Genomic DNA, 15207 nt, shown 5'->3' with positions numbered 1-15207 from the left:
TATGATGCCATTTTGGATTGCACTCCAATTTCTGACCACATTTCCCGTACAGCTGAAAGCCATGCCAAGCAAACAGCAAAATGGGCAGTCGGTATTATTTTATCCGCTAATTGGATTCATCATTGGGGTAATTCTCTGTGCTGTAGCCCTATTATTACAGGTTATTCCTGCCATATTATCGGCAAGTCTTATTTTAGTATTGTGGATCTGGCTAACAGGTGGCTTACATTTAGACGGATTGGCCGATACTGCCGATGCATGGGTGGGTGGCTTTGGTGATGCAGAACGTACACTGAAAATTATGAAAGACCCTGCATGCGGGCCGATTGGTGTACTCAGCTTAATCATTATTTGCCTATTAAAATGGTCTGCGCTGTACTTATTAATCCAAAAGCAACTATATAGTGCTTTGCTACTATTTCCAGTTTTAGGCCGTTTGGCGCCGATGTTTTTGTTTTTAAGCACAGACTATGTACGCGAAAAAGGCTTGGGTAGCTCAATGGCTTCATATATCCCTAAAAAGCTAGCCATTACTATTATGGTCTTGCTTGTGCTGTCATCCTTATATTTTTCAGTTTTAGGTCTTGTTGCTGTTTTAGTCACAGCTTTTAGTTTGCTTTATTTGCGTCGTAAATTTAAGCAACGTATTGGTGGCATTACGGGGGATACTGTAGGCGCGAGCATTGAAATCTGTGAATGTGTCAGTCTATTGGCTTTCGTGTTGGGGAGCTATTATCTACTGGCATAACGTTTAAAGCTAAGTAGGGCAAATTTATTCTGCATATATTAAAAAAGCCTCTGATGAACAGAGGCTTTTTTTTGACACAAAACTTAAGCTTGATTAGAAGTTATAGCCAATATTTAGACCATAACCTACAGCATGGTTATTGCTAAAACGGCCAGCTTCAGTATGTGCACCTGTGACCGCATCTGCATCACCTAACCAGAAGTATTTAACACCTGCACCAATAAAGTAATTTTTTGCAGGGTTATAACGTACCCCTGTACCTACAGACCAGTAACCTTCAGTTGGTCCAAGAGTAGTTACAGGATTACCTGCGCCAGAATCCCAACCTACAGAAAGGTTTGCACCCCATTTATCGTTAAACTTACGGCCTACACCTGCATTCACAGAAATTTGATCGTCTTTATAGTCAATAAGATTGTAGCCATTTGGTTTACCAACCAGCGGGCCTGTGGCTTGGCTCACTTGACCTAATTTAAAAGGACGTACAACAAAATTAGACCAGTTCACCCAGCGAATATTTGCAAAGGCAATGGTGTTGGCCATAATCCCTGTTTGCAAGTCTAAGTTAACTGACTGTGGTGTAGAAAAGGTAAAAGTATCAATAGGGTTAGTACTTAAATTGAGTAAACCGGCTGTCTCGTAAGGTTTTAATGCAATACGTGCATAATTAATTTGCTCTTTCGCATCAATTTTATGTTCGACTTCAGAGCGATAGGTTAAAGATGCTTTTAAGGCAATTTCAGGAATTTGATAAGCAACACCTGCTAGCCAGCCCCATGAATAGTCATTTCCTGTTTCTAAGTTATAGCCATCTAAAACAGAAAATAATGAGCCACGTAATTTCACATCACCATTTACAGACTGGTAAACAGGGCCAGCATAGAGGTTCCAGTTTTCATTAGGCTGATAGCCCATAAGCAAAGATAGACTTTGTGTTTTAACGGTAACTTCTGTACCACCAGAAATACCTAATGGTGCAACATTCGCGCCAGAGACAAACGCATTTTCGCCTTCATATTTGGCATCTGCACCATAAGGTTGGTCGTACAACAAACCTAAAGAAATATGATCTGTAGCTTGAACTTTTAAGGCTGCAGTTGGGAAATAATAATCACCCGCCATATCATTGGCAGCCTTCCCATTTTTGTCCTGCCCCGAAACAGAAGGATCAAGCACGGAAATACCAGCTTCAAAGTAATTACCTGGCTGTAAAAAGGCAGAAATAGATTGACCAGAACGGTCTAAACCACCTGCAAAAGCCATAGGGCTAACACATGCACTGAGTAAAATGGCAGATTGAAGCGTTGTAAGTTTCATAGCAGACAGGTCAGGGAGATGACGATGTAGAAAAAAATTGATGGAAAAATAACATAATATTAAAAAAAGTACAGATGTATATAAAATAATAATTAATCAAAATGTGAATAAAAATAAAACTTTTATGTTTATATTTATTTGTTTTATATGTGTTTTTATAAAAACACAGCAGTCCTTCTGTAATAGGCTGTTTGTTCTAAAAATACACATGTATACAAAATAGCTGAATTTCAACCTTATAATGACAAGATGTATTGCCATGCACAATCATGCTATAAAATAACGGTATGCATACCAACAGCATGCATACACGTATAAGACTTAAGTTGCTAAAGGTTCAAATTCATGAAATGGGAAGAAATTGGTAATCAACCTTGTTCCATCGCTAGGGCATTATCAGTTCTGGGCGACCGCTGGACTTTACTGATTATTCGCAATTCATTTTTGGGCATGCATCGATTTGATGATTTTCAAGAAAATCTAGGTTTAACTCGCCATGTACTTTCTGACCGTTTAAAGCGTTTGGTTGAGCATCAAATTTTAGTAAAAACGCCGTATATGGATCGGCAGGAGCGTTTTGAATATCGACTTACTGAAAAAGGCTTAGAGCTTTATCCACTCTTAATGGCCATGAATACGTGGGCTGATAAATGGATGGATGAAGGGTTAGGCTCACCGGTTCAGTACGTCCATAAGCGTTGTGGGCAGGTTTTTAAACCGATGATGGTCTGTTCAGAATGTGGTGAGCTACTACATGCGAAACAGGTCAAAGCAGTATTTACGGAAGCATATTATACAAAGCTGAATCAGCTCAATCAGGTTGTATAAAAGCGCCAATTGGCGCTTTTGGGAAAGGTAAAATTAACGGTACGAGACTATAGGCAATTTGCAGGTTTGGGTACACCCGCTAAACGGCTAAGATGTCGTGCCACTAAGCCAGTATTAAACTTTTCTTGCAAGATTGCATTATTAATGTCTGGACTCACGGTTTTCATCAGAAATTTGATGAGTGGGCGTGTTGCAGGAGAATGCCCAAATTGTTGGTAAAATTGACGCACAGCTTGCAAAACTTCAAAGTGCCAAGCCGTCAATTCTAAATCTAAAGATTTAGCCAGCTCTTGTGCAACCTGTTCATTCCAAATGCTGTAATCGACTAAATGGCCATCTTGGTCCAAGGCTAAATTCATTTTAAATAACCACTTATTTTAAGGTTACCACACGGGTATATTGAAGGCATAGTGTTGCAAATTGAGCGTAGTTCAATACAGCTAAATGCTCCAAAGCGCTATCAGCTGGTATTAATGCTTTCTCGGTGTCTAAAATCGCACATGAAAAATTTGCTAGCGTGGGCTGTGCCACATGCATGACAGCATCACCCATTAGTACCACACGATCTGTTGATGTTGCCATTTGTTGCAATTTTTCTAATACGGAGAGCGTATTCGCGTAGCTGGATTGAACTAAAAATAATGTAGATGTATTCATTGCATTATTCCTTACCAATACAAAACATGGTCAAATTGCTGAATGAGCGTTGCATTGAGTTCAACAAACTCAAGCTCTTGTTCTGTTGTTTGTACCCAACGTTGGCTTTGGTTTTTAGTTTCAACTAAAACTGGTGTTAAGTCATAAAATTCAAAGCTTTCCACCATATTGGATGCAACTTTAAATGCATGCTTTATTTGATTAAATTCTATATCTGAAGCCAGTAAACTTAAGGCAGCATCTTGTAATAGTACTTTGACTTCACAGCCAAAAGTAGCCAAAACCATCGTTGCAGAAAGGCTTTCATGCACCTGCAAACTACTTAAGTTGGCTTGGGTTAATATAACGAGTACTTTTTTCACACGATAAACCTTTTATATACAGCAAATTAAGCCAGTAACATTCATTAAAATTGAATTAAACGCTCTGAAGACTGAACTGCATCTGCGAGTTCACCTAATCCAATCAATTCAAAGCCTTCAGCAAGATTGTAATGCTGAATATGATGACGCTTGGCATTTTCTTCATCACTAATGCCACGTGCAAGTGCTGCACTTACACACACAGGTAAGCGAATTTCGAGCTTTTGCCATTCTTTAGTTAAATTACGTTGGTCATCGGGCACCCATTGCAATGTATTAGCAACAGCGACACCATCTTGATAGAAAAAAACTCGAAAAGCTTCATTTTTCAAATGTAATGCTTGTGCTAAACCTAAAGCATGCCATGCATGTATAGATGTAGGAGAGGAGGTAATTAGTAATAAGGTACTCATACTTTCACTGCAAAAATTAGTTGCAACAGCAACTGAATTTAGACGTTAGAAGAAAAAGGCATTATACAATAATTTCAGGTGCCATAATTTTAATGATCTCGTTATAGGCTAGATTAAATTATCCTGTCTTTTAAGAATGATTATTTTAAATGTTAAGAGATCAACCCAATGATTGGATAATCACTCAAAACACATTACAGACAATTTACTATTGATGCTCCTTAAATCGATTCTCGTATACAACTTTAGTCAATTGTTTTTAGTTGCTCCTAATAGTCAACTTGCTTAATGCTCAATTAAGTAGCTAATAAAATAACGGGTGAAAAAAATAAAATTCTTCATCAAAAATGATGGTTTAGTATGACCTAAGAAATTTGTGCCGAGCTTGATCATGAAAAATTAAACTATTTTATTATTGCTTAAAGGAACCGCAGCTTGAGCATTTCTCAAATGTATTGTGTAGAAGTACAAGGAGCTATTTAAAGTCATGAATCAACTCAATATAAAGATATATTTGACCAGTGTTAAACCATGGAAAAGAACATAAAATCTTCGCTATAAACTGCTGTAGTTTCTAATCAATCTTTAAGGTGTTTTAGTTTGGCTTGCTTATCTTGAAGCAGTTTTTTTAATAAAATATTGTATTTAGAGTAGAGGTAGTGTGCCAATTTATTCAACTGATAGTTAGATGGATTTTATATGAGTAATTACTTAAGAAACCTGAATTATTGTTAAAAATACTTAATAAATAATAGTTTAGATATAATTTTTTGTTGTATTAATATTTGGTTGTGTTAGTTTTTTGTTGAACATAATAAGATGAAACTTCGATGATTTACTCAACCCCCAAGTTAGTAGTTGAAAAATATATAACTTTGTAGCTGAATTTGACGGACTAGATACCAAAAGTCGATTTATGCAACTTTCCATTTTTTTTAAAGCACTTCATGAAGGCGTAGAGTCAGGTTTTCAGGCACATAGATCATTAGAATTTCAAGGTATATTTAACAACATTGAAAAAAGTATTTTTGCAAATGCAGCACCTGAATTTTTTGATAAGAAAAATTTTTTAGAGTGGGTTGTAAGAGAAATAAAAACTGAACCTTAGAAGAAGCAAAAAATTATGTCGTAGTGGCCAAGTGCTATTTTTTGTATTGAATAGGGTTCATTCAAAAGTCAAAAAATGATCATGAGTTGGTACTTAAATGACCAATGAAAGTCCTTTCTCCCTTTGGAATGAAGAGTAAGCTCCGCAAAAGGATGAGGAGGTTTTAAGTATAAAAAACCTCTCCCTTTCGAATCAGTACTTCCAATTTTTTAAAGGAGAGGGAACTTACATCATGAATGTTCATAGTTCAAAAAATGATTTATTAAAGAAGTCTAATGTATTTAAAATAGATAAAGCATACATAGAATTAGAAATTTGGATTACTGATATGGCATGAGTAAAATTTAAAATACTAGTTTAGAGTACGCCATGCACTCCTTAATAGAACTACAATCAATGCAATGAGCATATATAAAAGATATTCCCCAACCCCAGATGCTTGATCAAGTCTGTAATGATAGGCAATAAAGAGTAGAATGATAATTCCAATGATATGAAGCATTGTGATTTATAAAATTTTAATAAGTATCAAAAATATAATAAGTATTGGGTTGAGAAAATGCAAAAATTTGTGGTCATGATCACAGATAAATTTTAAGCATAGTTGAATTTTATTCAAAAGAGACTGAGTTAAAGTTTCTTTCTTAGTGGTATAAGTGAATGATTAAAATAAAAAATGTATGAGAAAGATTGATTGATTTAGTAAAAATTAGACTGCTTTTTTAGGTGTGTTTTTATAATTCTGGCTATATTCAACATACAGTTGGTATTCATAACAACAACAAATGACTTTTTTTTAAACAGTAATATATAACTATAATTTTCTTGAATATTCGCCAGCTCAAGAGAAATTGTGAGCTGGCTTATTTGGTTTAGATATCTGTGGATCTGTTACACAGAGCATCAAAATAATTCAAATAAAACATAGCTTACTGATTCAGAAGTGGAGTTGATAAAGAATGATTTTAGTCACGGGTGGTTTAGGCTTTATAGGCTCACATATTGCTTTAAGTCTTTTAGCGCAAGGACAAGAAGTCATTATTGTTGATAATTTATCGAATGCGAATTTACAAATTTTAGAGCGCTTGGAATTTATTTCTGGCATGTATGTGCCCTTTGTTAAAATTGATATCCGCAATACACCTGCCTTAAATAAAGTGTTTGAGCAGTATTCCGTGAGTGCTGTAGTTCATGCTGCTGGGTTTAAGTCACTCGAAGAATCTGTGCTTAAACCTCTGGAATACTATAACGATAATGTAAGCTGTATTATGAGTTTAATGCGTGCTATGCAACGCACAGGTGTGCGTACTTTAGTACATTTATCAAGCTTAGCTGTATATGGTAAATCGTCTGCGCAATTAAAAGAGGATATGGATTTTCACTATGCGTATCCAAATCCCTATATTAAATCGCAGCAAATGGTTGAAGAAATTATACGTGATACCGCTCGTACAGACAGTGAATGGAAAATTGCGATATTGCGCTTATCGAATATTGCAGGTGCCTTAGAGCAAGGTATTTTAGGTGAGTTTGTAATGCCTTTACCTAAAAATATTGTGCCTTTAGCGATGCAAGCTGGTGCCATGCAACGTGATTTTATTGAGCTACGTAAGCATGCTAACACAGATGATAAAACCAATGAGCGAAGTTTTTTACATGTTTTAGATGCCTGCCATGCGATTAGTAAAAGCTTGGAATGGCTGAGCCAACAGCAACAGGTATGTGAAGCCTTTAATATTGCGGGTGAGTTAATATCTATCCAAAAACTATTAGATGAAATTGCAGAAGTGACACAAACCACCATTCAAACAGTGGAGTCGAGTTACTATCCAAATGAAGAGTTAGACCGTTTAGGTGCAGATATAAGTAAAGCAGAAGCAGTATTAGGCTGGAAACCCGTGCGAAATTTGCAGCAAATGCTTAAAGATGAGTGGAATTTTTATCAGCAAATTCTACGTGGGCAATAACGTTAATTCCCCTACGTTCAAAACATGAAATGAATATGGTGATGTGACATATATTTTTACGATCAAGAGGATTGTAAAAAGCGTGATAATTGATATTGATTCTTATTTACAATTGTTTGGGGATTTCATACACTCAAATCAGCCATAGCAAAGTATTGTTTAATTAGCTAAAGCCAAGGTCTTAAACAAGGAAATAGGGTTGTAACATGCAAACACGTATTGAACATGACACGATGGGTGAGGTTGAAGTACCAAGCGAAGCAATGTGGGGAGCGCAAACACAGCGTAGCCTACAAAATTTTAAAATTGGTGCAGAACGCTTACCTCGACCAATGATTCGTGCGATGGGATTGGTAAAAAAAGCAGCGGCATTAACCAATGCAGAGTTGAATCAAATTCCACAGGACTTGGCACAATATATTGTGGGTGCAGCTGAAGAAGTGATGGCTGGGCAGTGGGATTCACAATTCCCTTTAGTAGTTTGGCAAACAGGTTCTGGCACGCAAAGTAATATGAACTGCAATGAAGTTATTGCGAATATTGCGAATCAAAAGCTGGGGAATCCATTAGGTTCACAAAAGCCAGTTCATCCAAACGATCATGTGAATCGTGCACAATCAACAAATGACTCATTCCCAACCGCCATTCATGTAGCAGCAAGTTTACAAATCAATGAACTCCTTATTCCTGCAGTCACTCAATTACGCAACACCTTGCAGGCAAAATCTGAAGAATTTGCAGATATTGTAAAAATTGGCCGTACACATTTACAAGACGCGACACCACTGACATTGGGTCAAGAGTTTAGTGGCTATGTGTCACAGTTAGACCATGGATTAAAACGTTTACATCAAGCTCTAGAAGGTTTGTACGAATTACCATTAGGTGGCACAGCTGTAGGTACAGGCTTAAATGCGCATCCAGATTATGCCGTGAAAGCTGCAGAGCAATTGGCAAGTTTAACGGGTTTGGCATTTGTGACTGCGCCAAATAAATTTGAGGCATTAGCAGGGCGAGATGCTGCCGTTTTTGCATCAGGTGCCTTAAAAACATTAGCAGCCAGTTTAAATAAAATTGCCAATGATGTTCGTTGGTTAGCAAGTGGCCCTCGCTGTGGTTTTGGTGAGTTGAGAATTCCTGAAAATGAACCTGGTTCAAGCATTATGCCAGGTAAAGTAAACCCAACTCAAAGTGAGGCAATGACTATGGTTGTTGCACAAGTAATGGGGAATGACACCACAATAAATATTGCAGGTGCTTCAGGTAACTTTGAATTAAACGTGTTTATGCCTGTTATTGCATTTAATTTATTACAATCTATTCAGTTGTTGGGTGATGCTTGTAATAGCTTTAATGACCATTGTGCAGTAGGGATTGAGCCAAACCGAGAAAAAATTGATCATTTCTTACATGATTCACTTATGTTAGTCACGGCTTTAAACCCAGTTATTGGTTATGAAAATGCAGCTAAAGTGGCTAAAGCGGCTTATAAAGAAGGTAAAACTTTAAAGCAAGTTGCAGTTGAGTTAGGACTTGTGACTGAACAGCAGTTTGATGAAGTTGTACGACCAGAACAAATGGTTTCACCTAATACTCAATAAGTGCAGAAGGCTTTTAGCCTGTATAAGAAAATCCACGTATAACCACTGATAATTGATCGTTTAGGTCTTTTATTGGTGGTTTTTTTATGCGATGAGTTTTTGATTTAATCACCATCAGCAATTGATCCAGAAAAGGCTGGCAATTGCTTTACAGTTAAATGGATACACTGTTTAATCTGCTGAAATGTTTATTTAAAATTTGATGTAAAAATGCCTAAACAAACTCGATTTCTCTGCATAGGTGGATTTCTGAATGGAACTCAAGTAAAAGACCAAGGTGAAAGCTTTACTTGTGTAGAAAATGGTAAGTCAATTACTTACTTTAAAAAAGAAATTTTTAACCAAGATGCATGGGATCATGACTACTATGTGTGTGAAACCACAACAGATACGCAAGCGCGTAACTGGGTTTTTGATATTCAATAATTCTATATTTGTTAAATTTTAGATACTAAAAAGCCCCTATGGTTAAGGGGCTAGTCGTATCACTCGCGTGATACTCATATAAGGCTCATCTCATACTGCGTATATTAAAGCATATATTTCAAAAAATTACAGCTTATAAAACTACTTTGCTGTGTTGCTCACTCATAACATGCTATATATACTGATATCGCATATTTAATGCATGACATTAATTGAATATAAGATAATATAAAATGAAAGAATATAAAGTTGTTATTTATCAGGAAGGTATGCTGGGCTCTTTGCTTTTAGGCTCTTCAAAGGTTGATCCTGTAAAGTTTACAAATTTTTTAAACCAAAATGCACAACAAGGTTGGGCTGTCATTACTATGGAAAAAGACATCCGTCGCATGTTGCTGTTTTGGAAACGTGAGGCTTATGTTGTCATACTGGAGCGTGAGCGATGAAATATGGTGTTTTTAGTGCATTAATCATTTCTGTCTTGTGGGGCATTTTGGCCATTGCTCAACTGTGGTTTTCGCCATTAAGTTCTGAAATATTTACTAAAGTAACCATTTCAGCGGGTATTTTAGTCGCGATTATTGTACTGAGCACTATTGTGATCCGTGAATTTCTTACAGATCAAAAGCTAAGAAAAGATGGATTTATAGATTAATTTGGTTTGTGCATCTGCTCTACAAAGTCCATTTAAATAATTAAATGGACTTTTTTTGAGTCTTTATATTGTGTATTTCATTTCGACATGAAGGCTCAGGTTTTGCGTTGATGCCTTACGAAGCTATTAATAATTGCTTAGCGATCACAGGCCAAAGGTTTTGATGCGACTTTTTAAACATCAGCATGTGACCAATCATTTTATGATTATAGCTGGCTGGTTTAAGCTCAATCATATCGGTATGGGCATTTGGGTAGAGGCGGAGTAAGTCTCTTACATTGGCTTCCGTGGCAATTTCATCATCAGATGACCAAAGTACTGTAATTGGAGTATGTACTTTTGAGTGAAAGTCTTCATGAATGGTTTTGCCGACAGCATTAAGAATATAACCAGGCTTTGAACAGAATTGTGCCCATTCACGCGCAACATCTTTGGGTAAGTTTTCACCCATGCCAATTGCATTGGTTGGGCCATAGCCTAAGGTTAAACGAGCAAGTGGAAAAATACCTTTAAACATTATTGGTGCAAGTATTTTTGTGCGTCCTTTTAAGCCTTTGATATGACCACTTGAGCCAGACACCGCAACAACTTTGGCCACTTTATGATGGTTGGCATTAACTCCCATAAGCTGACCACCCGCACTATGGCCGAGTAAATAGACCTGTTGAGCATGGGTTTTATTTAACAGCACATCTATCGCGGCAGGAATATCTAATTCACCCCATTGAACAATACTGGCTGTTGAGTCCTTGAGTTGACCGTGTAGTGATTCGCCAATGCCTCTAAAATCGAATACCATGACATCAAAACCTTGTTCGCTCAACCATGTCGCAAAGCTATGATAAAACTGTTTGGTAATACCTGTAGCTGGGCAGATTAAAACTGGTAAATTTTGCTTTTCTTTGTTGGTATGTGCATAAAAACGTGCAGCCAATTGATAGCCATCTTTACATACAATAGGAAGTGCTTCAAATTCAGACATGATGAAGGTATTTATAAAAAAACAAGTCATGATTTAATTTACACGAGTTCTAAAAAGAAACTTGCTAAAAGAGTGACTTTAAAGTCAGTTGGAAGACCATAAAGTAAAATAAGGAAAATTAAATGGATCATTTATTAATATCAGTTTCAGTGCAATGCGCCATTGTATTTAGTGGGCTGTTTTTATGGGTAGGCATGCTTACTGGTGTATGGAAGTATTGGCAAATCCGTCATTCGATACAGGCTAGAGCGCACTATTATGTAGATATCGCGCATCGTAGTAGTTTGTTATATGCACCTGCGTCGCTTATTTTGGCTGTGTTGGCCTATTTTTCGCAGTTCCCTGAGTGGGTGAATTTGCTATGCGTTTGGGTTAATTTAGTTTTTTTTAGTTTCTCTATTTTAAGTTATATCTTACACGGGGTTTTACAGGACACCACAAATCAATTTAAAACGCCTCATCGTTTAGGCTCAAAATGGACTGTGCCGACTTGGTGCATGAGTTTGGCTATGTTATTGCTGGTGATAGGGGAATTGGGGGCAACTTTATTATTAATTTTAGGTACGCTTATGCGCTTTCTCAGCTGAACTTATGTGTTTAAAGGGGATGGTGGGAATGAAATATTTTAGGGAAAGATATTGTTTTTATTATTTGTATATTTTGATTGAAGATGGATGACGGAGTCATCCACCTTTCAATCTTTGAAATATTGAGAAGAAGTATTACGACGGTATTTTTGGTCTACAACAGCCCAAACAAAAAAAGCACACGAGACGATAATTGCATACATGAAATATTCTGGCTTTAAGTTGCCATGAATCATCCCTTGTATTAATAACGTCAACATGAGGGCAAAAGTTGTGCTGACAAACGTCACCATGTTCTTATTTGCCTTTAGAGCGTTAATGAAGAATTGCTTGTTGAAATGTATAGATAACATCTCCATCCCTCCTTTTTTGTTGTTGGTACTAAAACCTTAATGTTTTAGTCTGGATTTCAATTACAGTTTTACTGTGATTTTGAGTGTATTTCAAGCACTAATGTCATTATTTTGTCATATTGACATGTTAAGTCATGAAATTTGTGTATGTGGTGGAATTGTTTAAATATCCAACAGTGTTTAGCACATGCATTTAAAAAAATAAGTACTTTAACGAAGTTGAATATTTCCAAAGACCTGCAGTTTTGCATGGTTTAAAACAGTGCAAAATAGCGGGGTTATAGCTTAATAAAGCAAAATATGGACCAGTTTTGTAGGTCGTAGATTGAATGGATTAAGAGATCGCTTAAACTTGAAATAATATTCAAAATGAAGAAAGTCAGGCAGTGTATCAAAGTTAAAAATAAATAAGTACGTGTTTTTGTTCGGCTTATGTTGTACTAAAGTGTCGTTATTCGTGGTGTTTCGTTATCAATAAGTTTGGTTTGATGCATTAGTCAGTTGGTGCATCACAGCATGAAGCATAGAAATGATGCTAGATAAGCCTGAGTCAAAGATAACATTGCAGAAGTGTATGGGAAGACGAATAAAAGCATATTTGGATAAAATATGACATTTATAGGTCATTGTTAAAATCTAATTTTGGGTAAAAATTTGATTTTATTCCATTAAAGTAAGAAAGCTTAGTTTTTTACTTTATCAATCACAAATGCAATGATAAGAACAATGACTGATGGGATTAGCCATGCAAGATTCTGTTCATTTAAAGGTAGATTTTGTAGAAAAGCAGGTAGTTGTTCTGAGAAGCCAGCAACTTTAATACCATCAACAATACCAAATAAGAATGCTACGCCAGTTACAGGAGCAATAATTCGAGAAGGATTGTTGAAAAATTTACCACAGAAACTTAATAAAATAACGGCAATTGCAGGTGGGTAAATTGCACTTAATACTGGTACAGACACCGCAATTAACTTAGTTAAACCTAAGTTTGAAATGACTAATGAAAAGCCAATCAAAATTAATACAAATACTTTATATGGAATTTTAGTTAATTCTGAAAAGTATTCAGCACATGCACAAGTTAGGCCAATAGCAGTTACCATACATGCAATAAAGATCATTGCAGAAAGGAAATAAGCACCCATATCACCAAAAGCGTGTTGAACGTATGCATGCAGGATCACTGCACCATTTGTTGCATTTGGAGCGATATCATGGCTACTCATGCCTAATTTAAATAAGCTAATGTAGACGAGTGTTAGACCAATACCTGAGATAATGCTAGCAATAACGGCATATTTGGTAATCAGTTTGCTATCCGACACACCGCGTGATGTGATGGCTTTAACAATTACAATACCAAAAACTAAAGCACCTAAAGTGTCCATGGTTAAATAACCATTCACAATCCCTTCAGATACAGGGCTTGCTACATAGTTACCTACCGCAGGCGGGATGATGCCAGCTGGAATAAAGAATGCAGAAACACCTAAAACCACTAAACCTAAAATTTTAAGCGGTGAAAGGAAATAGCCCACAGTGTCCAAAATTTTATTTGGATACAAAGAAACAATGGTCACTAAAGCAAAATAAATGATGCTATAAATCATCAAAGTATTTGAAGAGTTGCCAAAGTAAGCGGAGAAACCAATTTCATAAGAAACAGTTGCAGTACGTGGTGTTGCAAATAAAGGCCCTACTGCTAAGTAACAAACAACAGTCAGTAAAATACTGGCTGCTTTACCTAGGGGAGAACTTAAAATTTGAATCGAACCATTTACACGAGATAAAGCAATAATAGTGATTACAGGTAGGCCAACGGCTGTGATTAAAAAACCAAAAGCGGCTAACCATACATGTTCACCGGCTTGCTGTGCCACAATCGGTGGAAAGATAATGTTACCAGCGCCAATAAATAGGGCAAAGGTCATAAAACCTAAGGCAACAATATCTCTAGTACGGAGATTTGTCATAAGTAAAAGGGAGATGGGCTAGCCAATAGAAGTCGGTAATTTTAAAGCAGGTAAAATTTGATTTGCAAAATATTTTATTTTATTGATGAATATTTTTTATAATATCCAATATTAATATATTGAAAGATCAAATGTTGTTTAATTTATCCGTTTGATTGCGTGAAATATATTTAAAAATAAGAGAAATTAAGCAGACTTGAATATTGTTTAAAAAAAATTAATGCCCTATGTATTTTTTGTTTATAAAACAGGCAATTTTAGCGTTACTTACTATGGATTGACAGTTCAAAACCATGTATTAAAAACAAAATGCTGTAAAAAGGTCTATACTCTATTGTATCGAATTTGAGGATGATGTAATGAAAGCTTCCAGTATCACGATTAAAACCGAGCAGGATTTAGAAAAATTACGTATTTCAGGACGTTTAGCTGCGCAAGTTTTAGCAATGATTGGGGAGCATGTGAAGCCAGGCGTAACAACAGAGTATTTAGATGACCTGTGTAACGATTTCATTGTGAATACTTTAAAGGTTATTCCTGCCAATGTTGGCTATTATGGCTATACCAAAACAACCTGTATTTCTCCAAATGAAATGGTGTGTCATGGTATTCCATCTGCTGAAACGATCTTAAAAGACGGCGATATTATTAATATTGATGTTGCGATTATTAAAGATGGCTATTTTGGTGACACCAGCCGAATGTACTATGTAGGTCAAATTAAACCTGAAGCAAAACGCTTGGTCGAAACGACATACGAAGCGATGGTTGCGGGTATTCATGCTGTTAAAGCTGGTGCAACATTGGGCGACGTAGGTTATGCCATTCAATCTGTTGCACACCGTGAAGGTTATTCTGTTGTGCGTGAGTATTGCGGTCATGGTATTGGTAAGGTTTACCATGAGCAACCAAGTGTGTTGCATTATGGTCAGCAAGGCCAAGGTGTAGTGCTTAAAACAGGCATGGTGTTTACGATTGAACCTATGATTAATGCCGGTAAAGCCAGAACCAAAGAGCTTAAAGATGGCTGGGGTGTGGTGACGGCAGATAAATCATTGTCTGCACAGTGGGAACACATGGTTGCAGTAACTGATGATGGATTTGAATTGTTGTCTCCATGGCCTGAAGGTTATGGAACATATCCAGAAATCTAAGTATCTCATAGGCTTAACAATAGTGGCAGTTATGTATAAATTTTAGACTTTAGTCTAAAATTTATACTGAAAT

Annotated in this window: 18 protein-coding genes; 10 read left to right on the top strand and 8 right to left on the bottom strand. The window is 36.4% G+C overall.

Going from position 1 to position 15207, the window contains the following annotated elements:
• Position 1: 1 nt before the first annotated feature.
• Positions 2 to 748 (top strand): adenosylcobinamide-GDP ribazoletransferase, encoded by a 747-nt coding sequence (locus tag C9E88_RS09150; RefSeq protein WP_106984981.1) that lies wholly within the window; start codon positions 2 to 4, stop codon positions 746 to 748.
• Between the two features lie 93 nt (positions 749 to 841).
• Here the strand turns inward: C9E88_RS09150 and C9E88_RS09145 are convergent, their stop codons facing one another.
• Entirely contained in the window at positions 842 to 2065 is a 1224-nt protein-coding gene (locus C9E88_RS09145; protein WP_106984982.1) for an OmpP1/FadL family transporter, read from the bottom strand.
• A 345-nt stretch (positions 2066 to 2410) separates the two neighbouring features.
• On the opposite strand from C9E88_RS09145, the gene C9E88_RS09140 reads away from it, so the two are divergent.
• Entirely contained in the window at positions 2411 to 2893 is a 483-nt protein-coding gene (locus C9E88_RS09140) for a winged helix-turn-helix transcriptional regulator (protein ID WP_106984983.1), read from the top strand.
• 47 nt (positions 2894 to 2940) lie between these two features.
• Here the strand turns inward: C9E88_RS09140 and C9E88_RS09135 are convergent, their stop codons facing one another.
• The 4 genes from C9E88_RS09135 to tusD are packed head-to-tail and all read right to left on the bottom strand — an operon-like array spanning position 2941 to position 4325.
• A complete protein-coding gene (locus C9E88_RS09135; protein ID WP_106984984.1) occupies positions 2941 to 3252 on the bottom strand; it encodes a TusE/DsrC/DsvC family sulfur relay protein in 312 nt (103 codons plus the stop codon).
• A 13-nt stretch (positions 3253 to 3265) separates the two neighbouring features.
• The gene (locus C9E88_RS09130; RefSeq protein WP_106984985.1) at positions 3266 to 3550 is read right to left on the bottom strand and encodes a hypothetical protein; all 285 of its coding nucleotides are present in this window, start codon (positions 3548 to 3550) and stop codon (positions 3266 to 3268) included.
• Between the two features lie 11 nt (positions 3551 to 3561).
• Positions 3562 to 3912, bottom strand: a complete 351-nt coding sequence (locus C9E88_RS09125; RefSeq protein ID WP_106984986.1) for a hypothetical protein — start codon at positions 3910 to 3912, stop codon at positions 3562 to 3564.
• 44 nt (positions 3913 to 3956) lie between these two features.
• Positions 3957 to 4325, bottom strand: a complete 369-nt coding sequence (tusD, locus tag C9E88_RS09120; RefSeq protein WP_106984987.1) for a sulfurtransferase complex subunit TusD — start codon at positions 4323 to 4325, stop codon at positions 3957 to 3959.
• A gap of 916 nt (positions 4326 to 5241) precedes the next feature.
• Here tusD and C9E88_RS09115 point away from each other — a divergent pair.
• The 6 genes from C9E88_RS09115 to C9E88_RS09090 all read left to right on the top strand — a co-directional run bounded on the left by C9E88_RS09115 (position 5242) and on the right by C9E88_RS09090 (position 10082).
• Positions 5242 to 5433 carry a hypothetical protein gene (locus tag C9E88_RS09115; RefSeq protein WP_106984988.1) on the top strand — a complete coding sequence of 64 codons (192 nt, stop codon included), beginning with the start codon at positions 5242 to 5244 and terminating at the stop codon, positions 5431 to 5433.
• Positions 5434 to 6392: 959 nt separating this feature from the next.
• On the top strand, positions 6393 to 7400 hold the full coding sequence (locus C9E88_RS09110) for an NAD-dependent epimerase/dehydratase family protein (RefSeq protein WP_106984989.1): 1008 nt from the start codon (positions 6393 to 6395) through the stop codon (positions 7398 to 7400).
• Positions 7401 to 7606: 206 nt separating this feature from the next.
• Positions 7607 to 9001, top strand: coding sequence for a class II fumarate hydratase (gene fumC / locus C9E88_RS09105; protein ID WP_106984990.1), 1395 nt, complete (start codon positions 7607 to 7609; stop codon positions 8999 to 9001).
• A gap of 210 nt (positions 9002 to 9211) precedes the next feature.
• Positions 9212 to 9427 carry a hypothetical protein gene (locus tag C9E88_RS09100; RefSeq protein ID WP_106984991.1) on the top strand — a complete coding sequence of 72 codons (216 nt, stop codon included), beginning with the start codon at positions 9212 to 9214 and terminating at the stop codon, positions 9425 to 9427.
• Positions 9428 to 9660: 233 nt separating this feature from the next.
• Positions 9661 to 9873 (top strand): DUF4177 domain-containing protein, encoded by a 213-nt coding sequence (locus tag C9E88_RS09095; RefSeq protein WP_106984992.1) that lies wholly within the window; start codon positions 9661 to 9663, stop codon positions 9871 to 9873.
• On the top strand, positions 9870 to 10082 hold the full coding sequence (locus C9E88_RS09090; protein WP_106984993.1) for a hypothetical protein: 213 nt from the start codon (positions 9870 to 9872) through the stop codon (positions 10080 to 10082). The genes C9E88_RS09095 and C9E88_RS09090 overlap by 4 nt, the downstream gene beginning before the upstream one ends.
• A 115-nt stretch (positions 10083 to 10197) precedes the next feature.
• On the opposite strand, the gene C9E88_RS09085 is transcribed toward C9E88_RS09090, so the two are convergent.
• A complete protein-coding gene (locus tag C9E88_RS09085) occupies positions 10198 to 11064 on the bottom strand; it encodes an alpha/beta hydrolase family protein (RefSeq protein WP_106985031.1) in 867 nt (288 codons plus the stop codon).
• Positions 11065 to 11186: 122 nt separating this feature from the next.
• On the opposite strand from C9E88_RS09085, the gene C9E88_RS09080 reads away from it, so the two are divergent.
• Positions 11187 to 11651 carry a hypothetical protein gene (locus tag C9E88_RS09080; RefSeq protein WP_106984994.1) on the top strand — a complete coding sequence of 155 codons (465 nt, stop codon included), beginning with the start codon at positions 11187 to 11189 and terminating at the stop codon, positions 11649 to 11651.
• 107 nt (positions 11652 to 11758) lie between these two features.
• On the opposite strand, the gene C9E88_RS09075 is transcribed toward C9E88_RS09080, so the two are convergent.
• Together C9E88_RS09075 and brnQ are read right to left on the bottom strand one after the other, a co-directional pair.
• On the bottom strand, positions 11759 to 12004 hold the full coding sequence (locus C9E88_RS09075; protein ID WP_106984995.1) for a hypothetical protein: 246 nt from the start codon (positions 12002 to 12004) through the stop codon (positions 11759 to 11761).
• Between the two features lie 683 nt (positions 12005 to 12687).
• The gene (brnQ, locus tag C9E88_RS09070) at positions 12688 to 13980 is read right to left on the bottom strand and encodes a branched-chain amino acid transport system II carrier protein (RefSeq protein ID WP_106984996.1); all 1293 of its coding nucleotides are present in this window, start codon (positions 13978 to 13980) and stop codon (positions 12688 to 12690) included.
• Between the two features lie 359 nt (positions 13981 to 14339).
• Between brnQ and map the strand changes: the two genes are divergently transcribed.
• Complete coding sequence (gene map, locus C9E88_RS09065) at positions 14340 to 15134, top strand: type I methionyl aminopeptidase (RefSeq protein WP_106984997.1); 795 nt, start codon at positions 14340 to 14342, stop codon at positions 15132 to 15134.
• Positions 15135 to 15207 lie beyond the last annotated feature (73 nt).

Source organism: Acinetobacter cumulans, from assembly GCF_003024525.3.
GTDB classification, from domain to species: Bacteria; Pseudomonadota; Gammaproteobacteria; order Pseudomonadales; family Moraxellaceae; genus Acinetobacter; species Acinetobacter cumulans.
The sequence above is the reverse complement of the archived record's forward strand: the minus strand, read 5'-3'. Positions and strand labels throughout refer to the sequence as shown.

Excerpts from the sequence above, each read along its gene's own strand:
- C9E88_RS09150 (WP_106984981.1), top strand. The coding sequence starts at position 2 with ATGATGCCATTTTGGATTGCACTCCAATTTCTGACCACATTTCCCGTA.
- C9E88_RS09145 (WP_106984982.1), bottom strand. The coding sequence starts at position 2,065 with ATGAAACTTACAACGCTTCAATCTGCCATTTTACTCAGTGCATGTGTT.
- C9E88_RS09140 (WP_106984983.1), top strand. The coding sequence starts at position 2,411 with ATGAAATGGGAAGAAATTGGTAATCAACCTTGTTCCATCGCTAGGGCA.
- C9E88_RS09135 (WP_106984984.1), bottom strand. The coding sequence starts at position 3,252 with ATGAATTTAGCCTTGGACCAAGATGGCCATTTAGTCGATTACAGCATT.
- C9E88_RS09130 (WP_106984985.1), bottom strand. The coding sequence starts at position 3,550 with ATGAATACATCTACATTATTTTTAGTTCAATCCAGCTACGCGAATACG.
- tusD (WP_106984987.1), bottom strand. The coding sequence starts at position 4,325 with ATGAGTACCTTATTACTAATTACCTCCTCTCCTACATCTATACATGCA.
- C9E88_RS09115 (WP_106984988.1), top strand. The coding sequence starts at position 5,242 with ATGCAACTTTCCATTTTTTTTAAAGCACTTCATGAAGGCGTAGAGTCA.
- C9E88_RS09110 (WP_106984989.1), top strand. The coding sequence starts at position 6,393 with ATGATTTTAGTCACGGGTGGTTTAGGCTTTATAGGCTCACATATTGCT.
- fumC (WP_106984990.1), top strand. The coding sequence starts at position 7,607 with ATGCAAACACGTATTGAACATGACACGATGGGTGAGGTTGAAGTACCA.
- C9E88_RS09100 (WP_106984991.1), top strand. The coding sequence starts at position 9,212 with ATGCCTAAACAAACTCGATTTCTCTGCATAGGTGGATTTCTGAATGGA.
- C9E88_RS09095 (WP_106984992.1), top strand. The coding sequence starts at position 9,661 with ATGAAAGAATATAAAGTTGTTATTTATCAGGAAGGTATGCTGGGCTCT.
- C9E88_RS09090 (WP_106984993.1), top strand. The coding sequence starts at position 9,870 with ATGAAATATGGTGTTTTTAGTGCATTAATCATTTCTGTCTTGTGGGGC.
- C9E88_RS09085 (WP_106985031.1), bottom strand. The coding sequence starts at position 11,064 with ATGTCTGAATTTGAAGCACTTCCTATTGTATGTAAAGATGGCTATCAA.
- C9E88_RS09080 (WP_106984994.1), top strand. The coding sequence starts at position 11,187 with ATGGATCATTTATTAATATCAGTTTCAGTGCAATGCGCCATTGTATTT.
- C9E88_RS09075 (WP_106984995.1), bottom strand. The coding sequence starts at position 12,004 with ATGTTATCTATACATTTCAACAAGCAATTCTTCATTAACGCTCTAAAG.
- brnQ (WP_106984996.1), bottom strand. The coding sequence starts at position 13,980 with ATGACAAATCTCCGTACTAGAGATATTGTTGCCTTAGGTTTTATGACC.
- map (WP_106984997.1), top strand. The coding sequence starts at position 14,340 with ATGAAAGCTTCCAGTATCACGATTAAAACCGAGCAGGATTTAGAAAAA.